This window comes from Microbacterium istanbulense (assembly GCF_037204145.1).
GTDB classification, from domain to species: Bacteria; Actinomycetota; Actinomycetes; order Actinomycetales; family Microbacteriaceae; genus Microbacterium; species Microbacterium istanbulense.
Genome location: NZ_JBBDGN010000016.1, coordinates 1 through 18,939, shown reverse-complemented (window position 1 = coordinate 18,939; position 18,939 = coordinate 1). Strand labels below are relative to the sequence as shown.

Here is an 18,939-nt window from a genome sequence, read left to right as displayed (position 1 = left end):
TGGGGGGTTGAATCCGTGTCTACTGAGCCGCGCATCCTCGCCGGCCGCTATCGGGTCGATGAGGTCATCGGCACCGGCGGCATGGCGACGGTTCACCGTGGCTACGATCTGACGCTCGGCCGCGAGGTCGCGATCAAGATCCTCGACCCGGATCTCGCCAAGGATCCCGTCTTCCGCAACCGGTTCCGCCTCGAGGCGCAGGCCGCCTCGCGCATGTCGCATCCGTCGATCGTCCGCGTGTTCGACGCCGGCGACCCCGCGGCGAAGGGCGCGGGCGCCGCGGCGCAGACCGACGGCAGCACCGAGACCGAGCCGTACATCGTGATGGAGCTCGTGCAGGGCACGCTGCTGAAGGACATCGTGGCCGAGGGTCCGGTGTCGGTCGCCGACAGCGTGCGCTACGTCGACGGCATCCTCGAGGCGCTCGACTACTCGCACCGCGCCGGTGTCGTCCACCGCGACATCAAGCCGGGCAACGTCATGGTCACCTCCACCGGCCAGGTGAAGGTGATGGACTTCGGCATCGCGCGCGCCGTCTCAGACTCGTCGTCGACGGTCGCCGAGACCACCCAGATCATCGGCACCGCGGCGTACTTCTCGCCGGAGCAGGCCAAGGGCGAGCCGGTCGATGCCCGCACCGACCTCTACTCGACGGGCGTGGTGCTGTTCGAGCTGCTGACCGGTCGCCAGCCGTTCCGCGGTGATTCGCCGGTCGCGGTCGCGTACCAGCACGTGAGCGAGACGCCCATCGCTCCCACCGAGGTCAACGAAGAGGTGCCGCGCGCGCTGGATGCCATCGTGCTGCGCGCCCTCGCCAAAGACCCCTACCAGCGCTTCCCTGACGCCGCATCGTTCCGCGGTGCGCTGAAGGATGCCACGTCGGGCGATGAGCCCAGCCGCAAGCAGATCGGCGCGCTCACCAGCGAGCTGTATGGTCCGAACCCGCGCCACGCGCAGGAGACGGCACGCTCGCTGCGTCAGCTGAGCACCGACACCACGATGACCCGCACACAGTCGGGTCCGCCCGTCGCCTGGATCTGGGCCGGTGTCGCTCTTCTCGCGGTGCTGCTCGTCTCGGTGCTGTTCTGGGTGGTGAGCATCAGCGGTCAGCGTGACGAGGTGCCCAGCAGCTCGGCGACCGTGCCGAACCTGGTGAACGTGGACGTCGACCGCGCGCAGGAAGAACTCGACAAGCTCGAACTCACCGCCGACGTGCAGCGAGAGCCCAGTGCCGAGTTCGAAGAAGACCGCGTCATCCGCACCGAACCCAACGCCGGCGCCACGGTGAACAAGGGCGAGGAGATCGTGCTGATCGTCTCGTCGGGTGCCGAGACGGTGACGATGCCGACGGTGGTGGGGCTAGATCAGGCGGATGCCAAGCAGGCCCTGACCGACGCCGGACTCATCTTCGGCACCGTGCGCCAGCAGAACGACCCGGGCGCTCCGGCCGGGCGCGTGCTCGAGGCCAGCGAAGAGGCCGACACCGAGGTCGCACCGCGCACGGTCGTCAACCTCGTCGTCGCCAGCGGAGAGGTCACCCTCGAGGACGTCTCGGGGTGGACGCTGGATGCCGCGGTCAAGAAGCTCGAGGAGCTCGGCCTGACCGCCAAGCCGGTCGAGCTGACCGACTGCACAGCGACGGATCCGGCGACGGTCGTGTCGATGTCGGTGGCCCCGGGTGACGTGCCGGTCAACTCCACCGTCGACCTGCGTCACTGCGTGGGGGAGTAGCCCTCCAGCCAGTTGCCGAGCAGGCGGTGGCCGTGCTCGGTGAGGATGCTCTCGGGGTGAAACTGCACGCCGACGATCGGCAGGCGCTCGTGCGCGATCGCCATCACGGTGCCGGCATCCGTGCGCGCTGTCACTCGTAGCGACGGCGGCAGGTCAGCCTCGTCGAGCGCGAGCGAGTGGTAGCGGCCGACGGCGAACGGTGACGGGATGCCGGCGAACAGCCCCGCGCCGTCGTGGCTCACCTGCGAGACCATGCCGTGCATGAGCTCGGGGGCCGCGCCCACGGGCATCCCGAACGCCGCACCGATGGCCTGATGCCCGAGGCACACCCCGAGCAGCGGGATGCCGTGCGCGGCCGCCCAGCGCACGACGTCGATCGAGGCGCCCGCGTCTTCGGGCGTGCCGGGGCCGGGGGAGATCATCACCCCGTCGAACCCCAGCGTGGCCGAGCTCGAGGGGAGCTCACCGATGGCATCCGCCTCGACCATGGTGACCTCGGCGCCGAGCTCGCGCAGGTAGCCGATGAGGGTGTGCACGAAGCTGTCGTGGTTGTCGACGACGAGGATGCGCTTCAGCATGGGAGCCGTGTCACGCCGACAGTCATGATGAGCATTCTATTCGCCGGGCTAGACTGGTCGGCATGGCACGAGAGCGCAAATCCGAAGAACCCGCCATCGAGCGCACCGAGGGCGAAGAGGCCCCCAACGCGGTGTGGTTCAAGCCCGTCATGGTCGGCTTCATGCTGCTCGGTCTCGTGTGGATCCTCGTGTACTACATCTCGGGCTCGACGCTGCCGATCCCTGGCCTTGCCGGCTGGAACCTCGCGATCGGTCTGGGCATCGCCCTGATCGGATTCCTCATGACCACCCGCTGGCGCTGACGCGCAGCATCCGCTCTTCCCGAAAGCCTCCCGCCGCACGCGGGGGGCTTTCGTCGTTCCCGGGGTGCACGAAGTTATCCACAGTTCTGTCCACAGACTGGGGAGAATTACACCGTTGTTATTCACAGGGGTGGAGAACCCTGTTAACAACCGACGATCAGGACAAAATGAGCAGCGGCGGCACGACGGCGACGATCACTGTCAACAGGATCACCACGGCGGCGAGCAGCACGATCTGCCACACACGCTGGCGGGGCTTGCGGGTGCGGGTGTAGATGAAGGCTACGAGGGCGCCCACGAGGACACCACCCAGGTGCGCCTGCCAGGCGATACCGCCCACGACAAGGCCGAACACGAAGTTGATGCCGAGCACGACGAGGATGCCGGTGACGTTGGCGCCGATGTGACGACCGATGATCAGCAGCGCCGCCATCAGACCGAAGACACCACCGGAGGCGCCCACGGTCGAGATCGACGGATCGATCACAGCCGCCGCGACGGAGCCGCCGAACCCACTGATGAGGTACAGCGCGAGGAAGCGCCAGCGGCCGAGGAGGGGTTCGAGGTTCTGTCCCAGCATCCATAGCGCGAGCATGTTCAGCGCGAGGTGGATGAACCCGCCATGCACGAACATCGTCGTGATCATGCGCCAGGGCTCGAACGGGGCACCGGAGAGATCGGGGTAGAGGAAGCCGGCCGCGAAGAACAGCTGGTTGGTGATGGCGGGGCCGATGCCCGGCACCATCTGCAGCAGGCTGGTCACCGAGGTGATGAGGATCAGCGCCATCGTCACGACGGGACGTCCGCGGTGGACGGCGGCGAGGGCACCGCCGCGCTGCTGGCGACGGGCGCGGCGCTGGTTGGGAGTCTCGGCCTTGCGTTCGGCCTTCATGCACTCCGGGCAGATGACCCCCACCGGGGCCTGGGTCATGCACTCGGGGCAGATGGTGCGCATGCAGCGCTGACAGAGCACGAAGCTCTGACGATCAGGATGCCGGTAGCAGAAGTTGTCGCGATTGCTCGTGAATTCTGGGGTCGTCATCCGGTTCGGCTCGTGCTCTGTCAGCGGCTGGTCAGGCGGGGGTCAGACGAGGGTTCAGTTCGCGACGATGTCGACCGACTGCAGCACGACCGGCTCGATCGGGCGGTCGCCGGCAGCGGTGGGCACGGCGGCGATCGCATCGACGACGGCCTTGGAGGCGTCATCGGCGACCTCACCGAAGATGGTGTGCTTGCCCTGCAGCCACGGGGTCGGGTCGGTGGTGATGAAGAACTGCGAGCCGTTGGTGCCCTCGGCCTTGCCGGTGATGGCGTTGCGGCGCAGGCCAGCGTTGGCCATGGCCAGGATGTAGGGCTCGTTGAAGTTGAGCTCGGGGTGGATCTCGTCGTTGAAGGTGTAGCCGGGGCCACCGACGCCCTGACCGAGCGGGTCGCCGCCCTGGATCATGAAGTTCGGGATGATGCGGTGGAAGATGACGTCGGAGTAGAGCGCACCCTCGCCCGGCTGGCCGGTGGCGGGGTCGGTCCACGATCCGGTGCCGTCGGAGAGGCCGACGAAGTTCTTCACGGTCTGCGGGGCGTGGTCGCCGAACAGGTTGATGACGATGTCACCGTGGTTGGTGTGCAGGGTTGCGACGTGGGAAGCGTGAGGCATGCACTCATTCTCGCAGAGCATGTTCGGCGTGGGCTGGGTTTCTCGCCGGGCGAAACCGGGTTTGGGCACGTCACTGCCCGCATCCAGTCTGTTCTGGCAAGATGAACACACGACCGGACTCCGACCGAACGGGAGAGCAACGTGAACGTCAGCCGAAAGCGCAAGAGGGAACTCCGTCGACTGCAGAATGACGCGGGCCGTCTCTGGGAGTCGCAGCAGGAGCTCGTCGGGCAGGCAGCGGACATCGCCCGTGAGGCGGGCCGCCAGCTGGGCAACTTCAACCGCGAGCAGGTCGTTCCTGCGGTGCAGGACACGTACAACCGCAAGCTGGCTCCCACCGTCGACCGCGGAGTGCGCTTCGGTCGCCACGTCGTCGACGACAAGGTCGTACCCGTGGTCGGTGGCGTCGTCGGCACGGCCCTCTCAGCCTGGGACGTCGCCAACTCCAAGCGTCAGGAACTGCTCGGCCACACCCCGCCGCCCAAGAAGAAGAGCCTGGGCATCGGTTCGGTCATCGCGATCGTGCTGGGTGCCGCAGCCGCCGTCGGTGTCGTGTACGCCGCGTGGCAGGCGCTGCGCGCCGACGACGAGCTGTGGGTCGCCGACGACCCGCTGTCGCCGCCGAACGCGTGAGCGATCCGGCTTCGGCCGACAATGACGGCCGGCTTGCCCGGGTGAAGGATGCCGCGGCATCCCGCGGTCTCGACATCGAACTCGTGCGCCGACCCGAGGCGGGCAGCCTGCCCGAGGCAGCCGAGCTGCTCGGACTGCAACCGGGCGACATCGTGAAGACCTTGGTGGTCAAGCGCCCTTCGACAGGCTCAGGGACCCAATCGACACGCTCAGGGACCCAATCGACAGACTCAGGGGCGCATCCCGAGTTTCTCTTCGTGCTCGTGCCAGGGGGTCGCTCGATCTCATGGCCGAAGCTGCGCGCCGTCGTCGGCGTGAACAAGCTGCGTCTGCCCGAGGCAGAGCTGGCGTTCGAGGCGACCGGTTATGTGCGTGGAACGATCACGCCGATCGGCAGCACGCACGACTGGCCGGTGTTCGCCGATGAGTCGATCGTCGGGCGTCGCATCGCCATGGGCGCGGGCAGCGGCGGCTACAGCCTCTTCACGCAGGCCGACGATCTGATCCGCGCCTACGGCGCCACGGTCGCCGACATCACGGTGCCCGAGGCCTGACCCCTCAGCCGGTGGGTGCGGTGATCTCGACCGGCTCGCCGAGGTCGTAGTAGGTCTGTCGCACGGTCTCGTCCGTCCCCCAGAACGCCAGGTTTCCTTCGCTGGCCACCGGGTACCAGTCCTCGCCGTACCAGAGCACGAACTCGTTGACCGGGAACTGCCGCCAGGTGAACGATCCCGTGCTGGTGATGCGATAGGCCTGCACGGTCTCGCCGTTGCCGAGTTCGACGGATTCCGGCTCGGCGACCTTCCAGCCCGGCGCCGATGCGACGAGGTCGGATGTCACCGCGGGGTCCGCGAAGATGCGGAACATGTCGGCGACGAACCCCGCCATCTGCTCGTCAGGATTGTCAGAGTCCACATCGCCCTTGATCGGCCCGCTGCCGGTGTCGACCCACAACGTGCCGTCGAGGTAGGTGATGGACGAGGTGCCGTCGTCGGTGTGGAACTCGAAGTCGGGGTCGTACTGGAACTCCACCTCGGTATCGGTCTCGGAATCGTGGATCGACTCGCGTCCGCTGCCGAAGGCGACGAGCGCGGTGGAGACGCATTGGCCGAGGGCCGCAGGGTCGAGGGTGGCTCCGGCGGTGAGTTCGAGGTCGGCGCACTCCGCCGGGGGTTCGTGCCCTGTCGTGTCGTCCTGTGGCTGGTCCGGCGATGCCGTGGGGTCTGACGCGGCATCCGACGACTGCCCCGAAGAGATCGACGCGGCGAGGCACCCGCTCAACGGGAGCGTGAGCAGCAGCATCCCCGCGGCTGCCGCTGCGAGGCGATGTGCGTGTGTCATCCGTATACTCCTGCCATTTTGAGGGCGATATCGACAAGCTTCACGCGTTGCAGGTTGGCGAGCTGGGCGCGGGTGAACCATGCCGCCATGTCGGTCGATCCGTTCCGCTCGTACCGCAGCGCGCCGCCGGTGATCTCGGCCCGGTAGACGATGCGCAGCGTGTGCAGCGGGGTGGTGGAGCGGTGGATGCGCTGGGAGGCGGGAACGACGCGCGAATGGATGCCGAGCAGCTCGGTCGTCTCGATGGCGTAACCGGTCTCTTCGCGGAGCTCGCGGCGCACCGCGGCCTCGGGGTCTTCACCCGCCTCGAGCCCTCCTCCTGGCATCGTCCAGGCGACCCGACGGCCCTCGACCCAACGCGCGAGAAGGATCCTCTCGGCCTCGTCGACGACGACGGCGTAGGCGGCGACGCGCAGATCCATGGGTCAACCCTAGTGGGCACTCCGACACCGATCAGGAATCGAGAAGCGCGCCGTCGCGCGTGCTTCTACGGTGGGATCAGACGAGCGAGAGGATGCGGTCATGGCCCGCACAGACGACAACGAGAACTTCACCGACGAGGAACGTCAGGCGATGAAGGATCGCGCGAAAGAGACGCGCACGGCGCGGTCGCGCAAGAAGAAGACGCCCGAAGAGGCGCGTGCCGAGGGCGAGGCAGAGCTGCGCGCGAAGCTCGACGAACTCACCGGATCGGATCGGGAGATCGGGGAGGCGCTGCACGCGCTGGTGACCGAGAACGCCCCGACCCTTGTGCCACGCACGTACTACGGCATGCCCGCGTGGGCGAAGGACGGCAAGGTGCTGTGCTTCTTCCAGCCGGCGTCGAAGTTCAAGGTGCGCTACGCGACGTTCGGTTTTGAGACGGGTGCGGCTCTGGACGACGGAAACGTCTGGCCGACGTCGTTCGCGATCACGGCGCTGGCTGCCGCCGACCTGGACTTCTTGGCGGGGCTCGTTCGTCGCGCCGTTTCGTAGATAAAGACGAATGTCGGTGGTTCGTGTGACCATGAATCATGGTCTTTCTCACCGAAGTCGCGGAGCTGCTGCCCACGCTGCGTGGGCGGTTGGGCGCGGATGCTGATCTGCGATGTGCGGTCGGCGGCCTGACGGATGCCGAGGTCGTCGCGGTGCTGCGCGAGGCGTCCGAGCTGACCCAGCAGGTCGAGCAGGTGCGCGCTGTCGCAGCGGGTGTGGTGGCGGCGAGGTCGGTGCGGTCAGAAGGTCACGCCGGTCTGTCGCAGGCGCGCGGGCACCGATCGCCGGCGTCGCTCGTGCAGGAGATCACGGGAGCGAGCAGGGCGGATGCCGCGCGGCAGGTGCGCGTGGGTGAGGCACTCGTCGGAGCAGGCGCGGATGCCGACAGTTCCGGCGGTGCAGTGGAGGTCCCCGGCGCCGAAGTGCGCGCCCCATGGTTCGAGCCGCTGCGCGTCGAGCTGCGTCAGGGGATGCTGACGACGACGCAGTTCGATGTGATCCGGCGCGGGCTCGGCGAGCCGCCGATCACGGTCGCAGGCACGGAGGTGCCAGACGACGTCACGGATGTCGACACCGGGCCCCACGCTGTCGGTGCGCCCCGGGTGTTGACGGAAGAAGAGGCGGCGGAGCTCACGGCCGCGACCACGGCGGCATGGGCGCACGCGGCCGGGCAACTGTGTGAGGAGGCGGCCCAGCGCACGGTCGAAGAGCTGGGTGCCGCGGCGCGCGCCGTGCGTGACCTGCTGGATCCGGCCGGCGCGGAGGCGCGGTTCCTGGCCAGGTTCGAAAAGCGTTCCCTGCGGATCTGGCGTGACGCGGAAGGCGTCATGCACGCGCGGATCGACTTCGACGACGAGGGGGCGTTGTTCTTCGCCTCCGTCATCGATGCCGCCATGCGGCCCCGACGCGGGGGGCCGCGCTTTGTCGACGACGCCGAGCGAGAGCGCGCGGCCGCGCTGACCGATGATCCGCGCACCAATGACCAGCTGACCTATGACCTTGTGTTCGACGTCCTTCGTGCCGGCGTGCTCGCCGAGCCGGCCGCCGTGTTCGGCACGAAGCAGCCGGGGGTTCGTCTCGTGCAGGTGGTGCAGTCCACTGGGTTGCCTGCGCCAGTCGCCCACGCAGAGGACGGGTTGCACACCGTTCCCGGTCGGGTCGCCGAGCAGCACCAGTGCTCGACAGGGCACGTGCACGTGACGGTCGACGGTGCAGGCAATCCGCTCAACGTCGGCCGTGAGCATCGCTTGTTCACTCCCACCCAGCGCCTCGGGCTCGCCCTGCGCGATGGTGGATGCGCGTGGAACGGCTGCGACCGTCCAGCCTCATACTGCGAGGCGCATCACATCGACGAGTGGACGGCCGACGGTGGTCGAACCGACATCGATCGCGGAATCCTGCTCTGCCGGTTCCACCACATGAACCTTCACCATCACGGATGGCGCATCACCCGCGACGCCAGGGGGCCGTTCGTGCTGCATGGCCCCGCTGGTGAGACCTTCATCCTGAAACGACGCACCGCCCTCGGCTACGCCTGGGCGGGAATCGACCCACCACCGCCGCGGTTCCGCCCGATGATCGCATGAGAATGAGCCGGGTGAAAAAGAAAAGACCCCGCCGAAGCGAGGCCTTCTCATACTGTCTCAACACAGTGTGGAGCCTAGGAGATTCGAACTCCTGACATCCTGCTTGCAAAGCAGGCGCTCTACCAACTGAGCTAAGGCCCCGTGAGGGTGAATCTTGAATTACAGGGTGGGGCTACCAGGACTTGAACCTGGGACCTCTTCATTATCAGTGAAGCGCTCTAACCGCCTGAGCTATAGCCCCGTCAACCTCCAAGAGATTACCGGAAGTTGACGCAGAATCCCAATCGAGGGCGCCGCTTGTGCACCCCGGGCGCGTTCCGCACCCGATCAGCGTCCTGCACGCAGATCGATGCTCCCCGCAGAGAGGGCCACGGTCACCGACCGCGGCGCCGTCGGCGACACCTGAAGACCGTTCTCCAGCGACCCGGCCGACACATCCGACATCACCTGATACGGGCGATCCGGCAGCGTCAGCGTCAGCGACCCCGCCGACACATCCACCGCCACCACGTCAGGCGAACCGGTCAGCGTCGAATCGATCCACCCCGCCGACAGCGTGTAGGACGCCTCGCTCACACCCTCGACATCCACCCTGGCGTTGCCAGAGCTCACATCGACCTTGAGCGCGGTCGCCGAACCCGTCAGCGTGGCAGACCCCGCACTCACATCCACCGACGTCTCACCGAAGTCACCATCTGCGCTCAACGAGCCTGCGCTCAGCGTGAGGTCCAGATCAGCGCCTCGCAACGACTCGGGCAAAGTGAGCACCGCCTCGGTGCCGCCGTCCCACCAGCCGGCGTTGAACCAGTTCCACAGGCGGTCGGGGCTCGCTACCGTCAGCTCACCCCCGTCGACCTCGAACGTCCACCCGCGCGCTTCGACCCCGCGCGTCTCCAGCTCGGCCTGTGTCACATCGCCGAACACGACAGACAGATTCGCCTCCGAGGCATCCACCGAGATCTCCGAGACCCCTGCCACCGCGAGCGACGCGTACTCATCACCCGAGTTCAGCGCCGCCACCCCTGACGCCGCCGCCTGCGTGGCCGTGCCCAACAGCACCACACCGCCGACGCTCGCGGTCACGATCGTGAGCGCCGAGATGCCGACCGCCGCCTTCTTCGCTGACATGCTCATGACAAACCTCCATTGGTGGTGTTCTCGATATGGGCGAGCGCTGCGAGCACCCGGCGGTTGCCGGACTCGTCCTGCTCGAAGCCGAGCTTCTGGAAGATCGAGGTGATGTGCTTCTCGATGCTCCCCTCGCTGAGGAACAGCAGCTCGGCGATCGCGCTGTTCGACTTGCCTTCGGCGATCAGCGCGAGCACCGTGCGCTCCCGCTCGGTGAGACGCAGCATCCGCTCATCGCGATTGCGTCGCGTCAGCAACTGCGCCACCACCTCGGGGTCGAGAATCGTCGCGCCCCCCGCGATCCGCTGCACGGACTCGACGAACTCGGCCACATCCGCCACCCGGTCCTTCAGCAGGTAGCCCAGCGGCCCTCCCTGTGCGGCGATGAGGTCTGAGGCGTACCGCTCTTCCACATACTGCGACAGCACGAGAAGCGGCAGCTCCGGATGCGTGGCCCGCAACCCGAGCGCCGCGCGAATGCCCTCATCGGTGAACGTCGGCGGCAGCCGCACATCGAGGATGCACAGATCCGGAGCGTTTGCGGCGACCGCATCCTGCAGGCCGACCGTGTCGGGCAGTGCGGCGACCACCTCGTGCCCGGCGTCGTCGAGCAGACGAACCAGCCCTTCGCGCAGCAGCACGGAGTCTTCACAGATCAGGATGCGCACGGCACCATCACCTCCAGCGAGGTCGGGCCACCGGCGGGACTGTCGAGGCGCACCGAGCCACCGGCCGCCAGCACGCGGTTGGTGATGCCGTCCAGGCCGCCACCCGGCTGCACCTGCGCGCCACCGACGCCGTTGTCTTCGACGCGAGCCCACAGGCCGCCATCCCGGCTGCGCACCACGACCCGGCATTCACTGGCCCGAGAATGCTTGGCCGCGTTGGTGAGCGATTCGGCGATCGCGAAGTACACGGCCGCCTCGGCATCCCGACACGTCGCGCCGGCGCCGGTCATGCCGGCATCCAATCGCACATCCAACTGCACCGGAATGTGCGAGCGGCTCGCCAGCGCCGACAGCGCCGCGTCGAGGCCGCGGTCGTCGAGCACCGAGGTATGGATGCCCCGCGCCAACTGGCGCAGCTCAGTGATCGCCGCCTTGGTCGAGGTGTGCGCCTCATCGATCAGAGCCTTCGCGGCCGCGGGATCGGTCTCGATCTTCTGCTGCGCCAGCCCCAAGGTCATCCCGACCGACACGAGCCGCGGCTGCACACCGTCATGCAGATCACGCTCGATGCGGGTGCGTTCGAGGTCTGCCGCGCGCACCGCGCCTGCCCGCTGCGCACTGGTCGTGCGGACAGCCTCGGTCAGCTCGGCTTCACGATTGGGCACCACCAGCGCCCGGCTCAGCACACGGTGCAGCAGCACGAGCATCCAGATGACGAAGGCCGCGAGCACCGCACCGAGCACACCGATGATCGACGTGACCCACACCGGCATCGCACCGATGATCGTGTCGACCTCGCCCTGGCGGGTGAGTGGGCTGAACGCGTAGAAGAGCGAGCGGATCATCGTCGAAACCAACTGAATGACGATTACACCCATGATCGAGGCCAGCGTGAGATTCACCAGTGCGCGCCACATGCGTCCGTCGATCGCCTGCCGCCACAGGGAGCGCAGCCAGCCACCGAAGCCCGGACGTTCGCGGCGGCGCGGAGCAAGCGGGGGCAGCTCGAGGGCGTACAGGTTCTTCACCCGTTCGACCTCGAACCAGGCGACCCCGTACAGGGCGTACACGACACCGACGAGCATCACCAGGCCGATACCGGCGGCGAAGATCAGCCCCACACCGCTGGCAAGCAGCGCCGCGAGGAGCGTCACCGCCGTGGTGCCGGCGACACCCAGCGCGGCGAGTTCGAGCACGGTGAGCGCTAGCCGCAGCGGAAGGCGGGGCGGCGCACCGGATGCCGCTGCAGGCGCAGCAGGCGCAGCAGGCGCAGCAGGCGCAGCGTCCACCGGCGGGACGGGCGGGGTCAGGTTCGTGGTCATGGCTCCACGCTACGACCGGCATGCCTGCCGCCGACACGGGGTGATCCGGACACCCTGATTCGGGATATCCCCCATACCTGTCGAAGGTCGGTGGTGGCGGCCAAGATAGAGGCATGGCCACTCCACATCCCGCCGAACCGCACGGTGCAGGTCTCGGTCAGCGACTCAACTGGCTGCGCGCGGGCGTGCTCGGCGCGAACGACGGCATCGTCTCCGTCGCCTCGCTCGTCGTCGGCGTCGCGGGCGCCACCACCGACAACGCGGCCCTCCTCATCGCCGGTCTCGCCGGTCTCGTCGGTGGCGCGATCTCGATGGCGCTCGGCGAGTACGTGTCGGTGAGCAGCCAGCGCGACAGCGAGAGGGCGCTCATCGCGAAGGAGCGCGAAGAGCTGCGCACCATGCCCGAGGCCGAACTCGCCGAGCTCACCGAGCTGTACCGCCAGCGAGGGCTCTCCGACGAAACCGCCCAGAAAGTGGCCGTCGAGCTCACCGCCCACGACGCCCTCGCCGCACACCTCGAAGTCGAGCTCGGCATCGATCAGGAAGACCTCGTCAACCCGTGGCACGCGGCCATCTCGTCGGCGATCTCCTTCACCGTCGGTGCCCTCCTGCCACTGCTGGCGATCCTGCTGCCGCCGCCTGCGTGGCGGGTGCCGGTGACCTTCGTCGCGGTGCTCATCGCACTCGCGGCGACCGGGTGGATTTCGGCGAAGGTCGGTGGCGCCGCACCCTTGCGGGCATCCCTGCGCCTCGTGCTCGGTGGCGCGCTCGCGCTGGCAGCGACCTGGCTGATCGGCACCCTGCTGGGCACCACGGGCATCGTCTGACTCAGCTGGCCCCGGCCACGGTGAACAGGTCGGCCTCGAGCACGCGGCAGCCATCAGGAACAGTCATGGTCTCATCGAAGGAGCCGCCGAAGTAGCCACCGCCGAACTCCACCTCATCACCGGCCTTCACCGGATCGGCGTCGCCGACGAGCAGGCCGTCCTCACCCCAGGCCGCATCCCCCTCCTGGAACACCGGGATCACCAGGCCGCCGTCCTCGAGCTCGACGTAGGTGCATCCGCCCTCCCGGTGCAGGATGCCGGCCAGCTGCGCCTGGTCACCGCCCTCCTCGTCCGAAGCCGGCTGCAGTGCCAGCTCGGATGTGTCGCCGGTGGGCCCACTGTTCGCCGGGGTGCAGGCGGTGAGGGCGACGGCGAGGAGCAGGAGCACGGCTCCCGTGGGGGTCTTACGCATGGAATCACTGTATCCGGACACGAGAAAGGCCCGGACTCCGCAGAGCCCGGGCCTTTCGCAGAAGCACTCAGTTCGACATGAAGCCGACCAGCAGACCGCCGGTCACCTTCACCGCGAGGTTGTAGATGCCGGCCACGACCGCGCCGAGCACCGTGAAGACGATGAGGTTGAGGATCGACACGACCGCCGCGAACGCCATCACCTGCGGCAGACCGACGATGCTCAGCAGCGAGATGTCGCCACTGCTGAAGCTGCTCAGCAACGAGTCGGCCTGCTCGAGGATGCCGGTCGCGGTCAGCACGAGGTAGATGAGGAAGAACGAGACCATGGTCACGATCGCGAGCGCCACGGCGCCGAGGAACGACAGCTTCACGGCCGACCAGAAGTCGACGTAGACCAGACGCAGGCGCACCTGCTTGCCGGTCGTCTTGCGCGTGGACTTCTTGGCCAGCTTGTCAGCTACCGTGCTCATGCGTCTGTGCTCTCTTCGGGGGTCGGGTTCTCGGCATCCGCCTCGGGCTCTTCGGCGAGGCCACGCTCGGTGTTCCGGGCGATGGCCAGGATGCGATCGTCGTCCGTGGTGCGGGCGAACACGACACCCATCGTGTCGCGACCCTTGGCAGGCACCTCGGCCACGGCAGAGCGTACCACCTTGCCGCTGGAGAGAACCACCAAGACCTCGTCGTCCTCAGAGACGATGAGACCACCGGCGAGAACGCCGCGATCGTCGTTCAACTTGGCGACCTTGATGCCCTGGCCACCGCGGCCCTGCACCCGGTATTCGTCGACGGCGGTGCGCTTGGCGTAGCCGCCGTCGGTGACGACGAACACGAAGCTATCGTCATCGACGAGGGAAGCCGAGAGCAGGCTGTCCTCGGGGCGGAACTTCATGCCCTTCACGCCCTCGGTCGCGCGGCCCATGGGACGCAGCGCCTCATCGGTCGCGTTGAAGCGCAGCGACATGCCGCGACGGCTGATCAGCAGGATGTCGTCGGTGCTGTCGGCGGTGAACGCGCTGACGAGCTCATCACCCTCACGCAGGCGGATCGCGATCACACCGCCCTGACGGTTGGTGTCGTAATCACCCAGGCGGGTCTTCTTCACCAGGCCGCCGCGGGTGGCGAGCACGAGATAGTCGGCCACCTCGTAGTCACGCAGGTCGAGGATCTGCGCGATCTTCTCCTCCGGCTGCAGCGCCAGCAGGTTCGCGACGTGCTGACCCTTCGCGTCACGACCGGCCTCGGGCACCTCGTACGTCTTCGCCCGGTATACGCGACCCTTGTCGGTGAAGAACAGCAGCCAGTGGTGCGTGGTCGTGACGAAGAAGTGCTCGACGATGTCATCCGCCCGCAGCTGGGCACCCTTGATGCCCTTGCCACCGCGGTGCTGCGAGCGGTAGTTGTCGCTGCGCGTGCGCTTGACGTAACCCTCACGCGTGACGGTGACGACCATCTCCTCTTCGGGGATGAGGTCTTCCATCGACATGTCGCCGTCGAAACCGTGCAGGATGTGCGTGCGACGCTCGTCGCCGAACCGCTCGACGATCGCCGTGAGCTCCTCGCGGATGATGGCACGCTGGCGCGACTCGTCGGCGAGGATCTCCTTGTAGTCGGCGATCTGGCGCTCGAGTTCATCGGCCTCGTCGATGATCTTCTGTCGCTCCATCGCGGCCAGGCGGCGCAGCTGCATCTGCAGGATCGCGTCGGCCTGGTCGTCGTCGATGTCGAGCAGCGCCTTCAGGCCCTCGCGCGCATCGTCGACCGTGGGGGAGCGACGGATGAGGGCGATGACCTCGTCGAGCGCGTCGAGCGCCTTCAGGTAACCCTGCAGGATGTGCATCCGGGCTTCTGCCTTGCGCAGACGGAAGCCGGTGCGACGCACGATGACGTTGATCTGGTGCGCGATCCAGTTGCCGATGAAGCCGTCGATCGCGAGCGTGCGCGGCACGCCGTCGACGATCGCGAGCATGTTCGCCCCGAAGTTCTCCTGCAGCTGGGTGTGCTTGTACAGGTTGTTCAGCACGACCTTCGCGACGGCGTCGCGCTTGAGCACGACGACCAGGCGCTGACCGGTGCGGTCGGAGGACTCGTCGCGGATGTCGGCGATGCCGGTGATCTTGCCGTCACGGGCCAGCTCACCGATCTTCACCGCGACGTTGTCGGGGTTGACCTGGTACGGCAGCTCGGTGATCACCAGGCAGGTGCGACCCTGGATCTCTTCGACGTTGACGACCGCGCGCATGGTGATCGAGCCGCGCCCGGTGCGGTACGCCTCGTGGATGCCCTTGGTGCCGAGAATCTGCGCACCGGTGGGGAAGTCGGGGCCGGGGATGCGGGCGATGAGCCCGTCGAGGAGCTCCTCGCGCGATGCATCCGGGTTCTCCAACGCCCACAGGGCGGCATCCGACACCTCGCGCAGGTTGTGCGGCGGGATGTTCGTGGCCATGCCGACCGCGATACCGACCGAACCGTTCACGAGCAGGTTCGGGAACCGCGCCGGCAGCACCGTCGGCTCCTGCGTCTGGCCGTCGTAGTTGTCGGCGAAATCGACGGTGTCCTCTTCGATGTCGCGCGTCATCTCCAGCGCGAGCGGGGCCATCTTCGTCTCGGTGTATCGCGGAGCGGCGGCACCCATGTTGCCGGGCGAGCCGAAGTTGCCCTGACCGAGCGCCAGCGGGTAGCGCAACGACCACGGCTGCACGAGACGCACGAGGGCGTCGTAGATCGCCGAGTCTCCGTGCGGGTGGTACTGACCCATCACCTCGCCGACGACGCGGGCGCACTTCGAGAACGACTTGTCGGGGCGGAAGCCGCCGTCGTACATGCCGTAGATGACCCGTCGGTGCACGGGCTTGAGGCCGTCGCGCACATCGGGCAGTGCGCGGCCGACGATGACCGCCATGGCGTAGTCGAGGTAGCTGCGCTGCATCTCGGACTGCAGGTCGACCTGGTCGATGCGTCCGTGATCGTGCTCGATGTCCTGGATGCCGCGGTTGGTGATGATCTCTTCGTCACTCATAAGTGTTGTTCTCTGTCTCGTCGTCAGATGTCGAGGAAGCGGACGTCCTTGGCGTTGCGCTGGATGAAGTTGCGTCGCGACTCGACGTCCTCACCCATCAGCACGCTGAAGATCTCGTCGGCTGCCGCGGCGTCCTCGATGGTGATCTGGCGGAGGGTACGCGTGGTGTGATCCATCGTCGTCTCCCACAGCTCCTTGGGGTTCATCTCTCCGAGACCCTTGTAGCGCTGGATGCCGGCATCCTTCGGCAGGCGCTTGCCGCTGGCCAGACCCTCGTCCATCCGCACGTCACGCTCGCCGTCGCTGAACACGTACTCGTGGTGCGCGTTCGACCACTTCAGGCGGTACAGCGGCGGCATGGCGAGGTAGACGAAACCGGCTTCGATGAGCCCGCGCATGTAGCGGAACAGCATGGTCAGCAGCAGCGTGGTGATGTGCTGGCCGTCGACATCGGCATCCGCCATCAGCACGATCTTGTGATAGCGCGCCTTCTCGATGTCGAAGTCCTCGCCGATGCCGGTGCCGAAGGCCTGGATCATCGCCTGGACTTCCTTGTTGCCCAGCGCCTTGTCGAGGCGTGCCCGCTCGACGTTGAGGATCTTTCCGCGCAGCGCGAGGATCGCCTGCGTGTGCGGGTCGCGACCCTGCACGGCCGAACCGCCGGCCGAGTCACCCTCGACGAGGAAGATCTCGCTGATCGACGGGTCCTTGCTCGTGCAGTCCTTGAGCTTGTCAGGCATCGCGGCCGACTCGAAGACGCTCTTGCGGCGGGCGGTCTCGCGGGCCTTGCGGGCGGCCAGGCGTGCGGTCGCAGCGTCGATCGCCTTACGGATGATGTTCTTCGCCTGGTTCGGGTTGCGGTCGAACCAGTCGCCGAGCTGATCGTTCACGATCTTCTGCACGAAGGCCTTCGCCTCGGTGTTGCCGAGCTTGGTCTTGGTCTGACCTTCGAACTGCGGCTCGCCGAGCTTGATCGAGATCACGGCGGTGAGACCCTCGCGCACGTCGTCGCCGGAGAGGTTGTCGTCCTTCTCCTTGAGCAGGTTGTTCGCCCGCGCGTAGCGGTTGACCAGGCTCGTGAGCGCCGCGCGGAAGCCCTCTTCGTGCGTTCCACCCTCGTGCGTGTTGATGGTGTTCGCGTAGGTGAACACGTTCTCGGTGTACGAGGTGGTCCACTGCATCGCGACCTCGAGCGAGATCTTGCGCTCGGTGTCCTCGGCGTCGAAGGCGATGATCTCGTCGTTGACGACCTCGGCCTTGCGCACCTTGTTGAGGTACTCGACGTAGTCGACGAGACCCCGCTTGTAGAGGAACTCGTCGGCCGGCTGCCTGAGCACGGGTGCGCCGTCGACCTCGACTTCGTAAGCGGATGCCGGACGCTCGTCGCGCAGCGCGATGCGCAGCCCCTTGTTCAGGAACGCCATCTGCTGGAACCGCGTACGCAGCACGTCGTACTCGAAGTCGATGGTCTCCGTGAAGATCGCGGGGTCGGGCCAGAACATGATCGTCGTTCCGGTCTCGTCGGTCGCCGCGCCCTTCTCGAGGGTCTGCTGTGGCACACCACCGTTCGCGAAGCTGTGCTGCCAGGTGTAGCCCTGACGCTTGATCTCCACCTCGAAGCGGGTGGAGAGGGCGTTGACCACCGAGGAGCCCACACCATGCAGACCACCAGAGACGGCGTAGCCGCCGCCACCGAACTTACCGCCGGCGTGCAGGATCGTGAGCACCACCTCGACCGTCGACTTGGTCGGGTCGGAGGAGTGCGGGTCGACCGGGATGCCACGGCCGTTGTCGATGACGCGGATGCCTCCGTCTTCGAGGATCGTCACGTCGATGTTGTCGGCGTAGCCGGCCAGAGCCTCATCGACCGAGTTGTCGACGATCTCGTACACGAGGTGGTGCAGACCACGCGGACCGGTCGATCCGATGTACATGCCGGGTCGCTTGCGGACAGCCTCGAGCCCCTCGAGGATCTGGATCGCGTCGGCACCGTAGTCGCCGGGGACCTTGCGGTCTGCGGATGCGGTGGACGACGCGTCGTCGGGAGTTGCCCCGGTCGTCGATTCGATATCGTCAGCGGGGTTTTCAGGCGTCATCAGAAATGGGTCTCCACATCGAAAGTTCCCTCCCATTCTAGTCGTTTTTGGGAGGGCGCTACCTTGTGACAGGCCGTGTACGCCGTTCTGAGCGCGTGAGGGGCGTTGCTAAGTGTCCTACCCGTAGGTGTCCCGTGGACCGCGTCCGGGCACGACGCGCGGTCCCCACTTCCACGACGGGACGTCCGGACCGATGAAGCGGATGTTCTCGACGCCGGCCTCGGGATAGCGGTTGGTGATCTCGGTCATGATGACCCCGCGCATGAACTGCAGGTTCTTCGCCCACGCGGTCGAATCGCACTTCACGGTGAGCACACCGCGCTCGAGCGAGACCGGTTCGGAGTGCTTGGCGGTGTCGGATCCGGCGAGCTCGGCCCACTGCCGCACGAGATCTTCGGCAGCGAGCGTCTTCTCCCAGCCGGCCTCGCGGGTGAGCTTGCCGAGCGCATCGCCGAGCGTTCCGGGATCGCGGCCGGGGGTGAACGGAGCGTTGTCATCGTCGACGACAAGGCGGCGCTTGCGCTTCCAGTTCTTCGAGCTGGGCTTCAGGCCGCGCAGCCGCAGGTAGGTGGCGACGGTTTCGGGGACCTCGACGTCAGTCATCCTGTGTCTCCGTCTCGTCTACCTCTTGGGTCGCTGGGCTGACCCCTTGGGTCGCTGAGCCTGTC

The 18,939-nt window shown here is 67.1% G+C and carries 20 protein-coding genes and 2 tRNA genes; 7 read left to right on the top strand and 15 right to left on the bottom strand.

Translation table 11 applies throughout. The features are described from left to right. Positions 1-15 precede the first annotated feature (15 nt). Positions 16-1,731 (top strand): Stk1 family PASTA domain-containing Ser/Thr kinase, encoded by a 1,716-nt coding sequence (gene pknB, locus WDU93_RS13650; RefSeq protein WP_337321576.1) that lies wholly within the window; start codon positions 16-18, stop codon positions 1,729-1,731. Here pknB and WDU93_RS13645 read toward each other — a convergent pair. After that, the gene (locus WDU93_RS13645) at positions 1,713-2,309 is read right to left on the bottom strand and encodes an anthranilate synthase component II (RefSeq protein WP_337321574.1); all 597 of its coding nucleotides are present in this window, start codon (positions 2,307-2,309) and stop codon (positions 1,713-1,715) included. The genes pknB and WDU93_RS13645 overlap by 19 nt on opposite strands. 62 nt (positions 2,310-2,371) lie before the next feature. On the opposite strand from WDU93_RS13645, the gene WDU93_RS13640 reads away from it, so the two are divergent. Next, positions 2,372-2,611: a cell division protein CrgA gene (locus WDU93_RS13640; RefSeq protein ID WP_337321573.1), complete on the top strand. Its 240-nt coding sequence runs from the start codon at positions 2,372-2,374 to the stop codon at positions 2,609-2,611. A 157-nt stretch (positions 2,612-2,768) separates the two neighbouring features. On the opposite strand, the gene WDU93_RS13635 is transcribed toward WDU93_RS13640, so the two are convergent. Both WDU93_RS13635 and WDU93_RS13630 read right to left on the bottom strand, forming a co-directional pair. Continuing rightward, positions 2,769-3,653, bottom strand: coding sequence for a rhomboid family intramembrane serine protease (locus tag WDU93_RS13635; protein ID WP_337321571.1), 885 nt, complete (start codon positions 3,651-3,653; stop codon positions 2,769-2,771). Between the two features lie 54 nt (positions 3,654-3,707). Further along, the gene (locus WDU93_RS13630; protein WP_337321568.1) at positions 3,708-4,265 is read right to left on the bottom strand and encodes a peptidylprolyl isomerase; all 558 of its coding nucleotides are present in this window, start codon (positions 4,263-4,265) and stop codon (positions 3,708-3,710) included. 141 nt (positions 4,266-4,406) lie between these two features. Here WDU93_RS13630 and WDU93_RS13625 point away from each other — a divergent pair, with 141 nt between their 5' ends. Both WDU93_RS13625 and WDU93_RS13620 read left to right on the top strand, forming a co-directional pair. Next, positions 4,407-4,898 carry a DNA helicase gene (locus WDU93_RS13625; RefSeq protein ID WP_337321566.1) on the top strand — a complete coding sequence of 164 codons (492 nt, stop codon included), beginning with the start codon at positions 4,407-4,409 and terminating at the stop codon, positions 4,896-4,898. Beyond that, the gene (locus WDU93_RS13620) at positions 4,895-5,452 is read left to right on the top strand and encodes an aminoacyl-tRNA deacylase (protein WP_420064138.1); all 558 of its coding nucleotides are present in this window, start codon (positions 4,895-4,897) and stop codon (positions 5,450-5,452) included. The genes WDU93_RS13625 and WDU93_RS13620 overlap by 4 nt, the downstream gene beginning before the upstream one ends. Positions 5,453-5,456: 4 nt before the next feature. Here WDU93_RS13620 and WDU93_RS13615 read toward each other — a convergent pair whose 3' ends face one another. Both WDU93_RS13615 and WDU93_RS13610 read right to left on the bottom strand, forming a co-directional pair. After that, on the bottom strand, positions 5,457-6,239 hold the full coding sequence (locus tag WDU93_RS13615) for a hypothetical protein (RefSeq protein ID WP_337321564.1): 783 nt from the start codon (positions 6,237-6,239) through the stop codon (positions 5,457-5,459). After that, positions 6,236-6,661, bottom strand: coding sequence for an NUDIX hydrolase (locus WDU93_RS13610; protein ID WP_337321562.1), 426 nt, complete (start codon positions 6,659-6,661; stop codon positions 6,236-6,238). The genes WDU93_RS13615 and WDU93_RS13610 overlap by 4 nt, the downstream gene beginning before the upstream one ends. A gap of 100 nt (positions 6,662-6,761) precedes the next feature. On the opposite strand from WDU93_RS13610, the gene WDU93_RS13605 reads away from it, so the two are divergent. After that, entirely contained in the window at positions 6,762-7,214 is a 453-nt protein-coding gene (locus tag WDU93_RS13605) for an iron chaperone (RefSeq protein WP_337321560.1), read from the top strand. A gap of 38 nt (positions 7,215-7,252) precedes the next feature. Then, positions 7,253-8,800 (top strand): HNH endonuclease signature motif containing protein, encoded by a 1,548-nt coding sequence (locus tag WDU93_RS13600; RefSeq protein WP_337321558.1) that lies wholly within the window; start codon positions 7,253-7,255, stop codon positions 8,798-8,800. A gap of 68 nt (positions 8,801-8,868) precedes the next feature. On the opposite strand, the gene WDU93_RS13595 is transcribed toward WDU93_RS13600, so the two are convergent. The 5 genes from WDU93_RS13595 to WDU93_RS13575 form a co-directional block, all read right to left on the bottom strand. Next, positions 8,869-8,941 (bottom strand) — tRNA-Ala (locus tag WDU93_RS13595). A gap of 26 nt (positions 8,942-8,967) precedes the next feature. Beyond that, positions 8,968-9,041, bottom strand: a tRNA-Ile gene (locus tag WDU93_RS13590). A gap of 86 nt (positions 9,042-9,127) precedes the next feature. Next, a complete protein-coding gene (locus tag WDU93_RS13585; protein WP_337321556.1) occupies positions 9,128-9,934 on the bottom strand; it encodes a DUF4097 family beta strand repeat-containing protein in 807 nt (268 codons plus the stop codon). Further along, positions 9,931-10,596 carry a response regulator transcription factor gene (locus WDU93_RS13580; RefSeq protein ID WP_337321554.1) on the bottom strand — a complete coding sequence of 222 codons (666 nt, stop codon included), beginning with the start codon at positions 10,594-10,596 and terminating at the stop codon, positions 9,931-9,933. Before WDU93_RS13580 ends, WDU93_RS13585 begins: the two co-directional genes overlap by 4 nt. Continuing rightward, the gene (locus WDU93_RS13575; protein ID WP_337321552.1) at positions 10,584-11,918 is read right to left on the bottom strand and encodes a sensor histidine kinase; all 1,335 of its coding nucleotides are present in this window, start codon (positions 11,916-11,918) and stop codon (positions 10,584-10,586) included. The genes WDU93_RS13580 and WDU93_RS13575 overlap by 13 nt, the downstream gene beginning before the upstream one ends. A 113-nt stretch (positions 11,919-12,031) precedes the next feature. Between WDU93_RS13575 and WDU93_RS13570 the strand changes: the two genes are divergently transcribed. Further along, positions 12,032-12,745: a VIT1/CCC1 transporter family protein gene (locus WDU93_RS13570; protein WP_337321550.1), complete on the top strand. Its 714-nt coding sequence runs from the start codon at positions 12,032-12,034 to the stop codon at positions 12,743-12,745. Position 12,746: 1 nt separating this feature from the next. Here the strand turns inward: WDU93_RS13570 and WDU93_RS13565 are convergent, their stop codons facing one another. The 5 genes from WDU93_RS13565 to WDU93_RS13545 all read right to left on the bottom strand — a co-directional run bounded on the left by WDU93_RS13565 (position 12,747) and on the right by WDU93_RS13545 (position 18,874). After that, the gene (locus tag WDU93_RS13565; protein WP_337321548.1) at positions 12,747-13,157 is read right to left on the bottom strand and encodes a hypothetical protein; all 411 of its coding nucleotides are present in this window, start codon (positions 13,155-13,157) and stop codon (positions 12,747-12,749) included. 67 nt (positions 13,158-13,224) lie between these two features. After that, positions 13,225-13,629, bottom strand: a complete 405-nt coding sequence (locus tag WDU93_RS13560; RefSeq protein ID WP_337321546.1) for a DUF3566 domain-containing protein — start codon at positions 13,627-13,629, stop codon at positions 13,225-13,227. Next, positions 13,626-16,175 carry a DNA gyrase subunit A gene (gyrA, locus tag WDU93_RS13555; protein ID WP_337321543.1) on the bottom strand — a complete coding sequence of 850 codons (2,550 nt, stop codon included), beginning with the start codon at positions 16,173-16,175 and terminating at the stop codon, positions 13,626-13,628. The genes WDU93_RS13560 and gyrA overlap by 4 nt, the downstream gene beginning before the upstream one ends. Before the next feature lie 23 nt (positions 16,176-16,198). Beyond that, positions 16,199-18,271 carry a DNA topoisomerase (ATP-hydrolyzing) subunit B gene (gene gyrB, locus WDU93_RS13550; RefSeq protein WP_337321541.1) on the bottom strand — a complete coding sequence of 691 codons (2,073 nt, stop codon included), beginning with the start codon at positions 18,269-18,271 and terminating at the stop codon, positions 16,199-16,201. 117 nt (positions 18,272-18,388) lie between these two features. Continuing rightward, positions 18,389-18,874, bottom strand: coding sequence for a DciA family protein (locus WDU93_RS13545; protein ID WP_337321539.1), 486 nt, complete (start codon positions 18,872-18,874; stop codon positions 18,389-18,391). Positions 18,875-18,939: the final 65 nt, after the last annotated feature.

Excerpts from the sequence above, each read along its gene's own strand:
- WDU93_RS13615 (WP_337321564.1), bottom strand. The coding sequence starts at position 6,239 with ATGACACACGCACATCGCCTCGCAGCGGCAGCCGCGGGGATGCTGCTG.
- WDU93_RS13630 (WP_337321568.1), bottom strand. The coding sequence starts at position 4,265 with ATGCCTCACGCTTCCCACGTCGCAACCCTGCACACCAACCACGGTGAC.
- WDU93_RS13565 (WP_337321548.1), bottom strand. The coding sequence starts at position 13,157 with ATGCGTAAGACCCCCACGGGAGCCGTGCTCCTGCTCCTCGCCGTCGCC.
- WDU93_RS13570 (WP_337321550.1), top strand. The coding sequence starts at position 12,032 with ATGGCCACTCCACATCCCGCCGAACCGCACGGTGCAGGTCTCGGTCAG.
- gyrA (WP_337321543.1), bottom strand. The coding sequence starts at position 16,175 with ATGAGTGACGAAGAGATCATCACCAACCGCGGCATCCAGGACATCGAG.
- WDU93_RS13585 (WP_337321556.1), bottom strand. The coding sequence starts at position 9,934 with ATGAGCATGTCAGCGAAGAAGGCGGCGGTCGGCATCTCGGCGCTCACG.
- WDU93_RS13605 (WP_337321560.1), top strand. The coding sequence starts at position 6,762 with ATGGCCCGCACAGACGACAACGAGAACTTCACCGACGAGGAACGTCAG.
- gyrB (WP_337321541.1), bottom strand. The coding sequence starts at position 18,271 with ATGACGCCTGAAAACCCCGCTGACGATATCGAATCGACGACCGGGGCA.
- WDU93_RS13645 (WP_337321574.1), bottom strand. The coding sequence starts at position 2,309 with ATGCTGAAGCGCATCCTCGTCGTCGACAACCACGACAGCTTCGTGCAC.
- WDU93_RS13600 (WP_337321558.1), top strand. The coding sequence starts at position 7,253 with ATGGTCTTTCTCACCGAAGTCGCGGAGCTGCTGCCCACGCTGCGTGGG.
- WDU93_RS13635 (WP_337321571.1), bottom strand. The coding sequence starts at position 3,653 with ATGACGACCCCAGAATTCACGAGCAATCGCGACAACTTCTGCTACCGG.
- WDU93_RS13560 (WP_337321546.1), bottom strand. The coding sequence starts at position 13,629 with ATGAGCACGGTAGCTGACAAGCTGGCCAAGAAGTCCACGCGCAAGACG.
- WDU93_RS13545 (WP_337321539.1), bottom strand. The coding sequence starts at position 18,874 with ATGACTGACGTCGAGGTCCCCGAAACCGTCGCCACCTACCTGCGGCTG.
- WDU93_RS13640 (WP_337321573.1), top strand. The coding sequence starts at position 2,372 with ATGGCACGAGAGCGCAAATCCGAAGAACCCGCCATCGAGCGCACCGAG.
- WDU93_RS13610 (WP_337321562.1), bottom strand. The coding sequence starts at position 6,661 with ATGGATCTGCGCGTCGCCGCCTACGCCGTCGTCGTCGACGAGGCCGAG.
- WDU93_RS13575 (WP_337321552.1), bottom strand. The coding sequence starts at position 11,918 with ATGACCACGAACCTGACCCCGCCCGTCCCGCCGGTGGACGCTGCGCCT.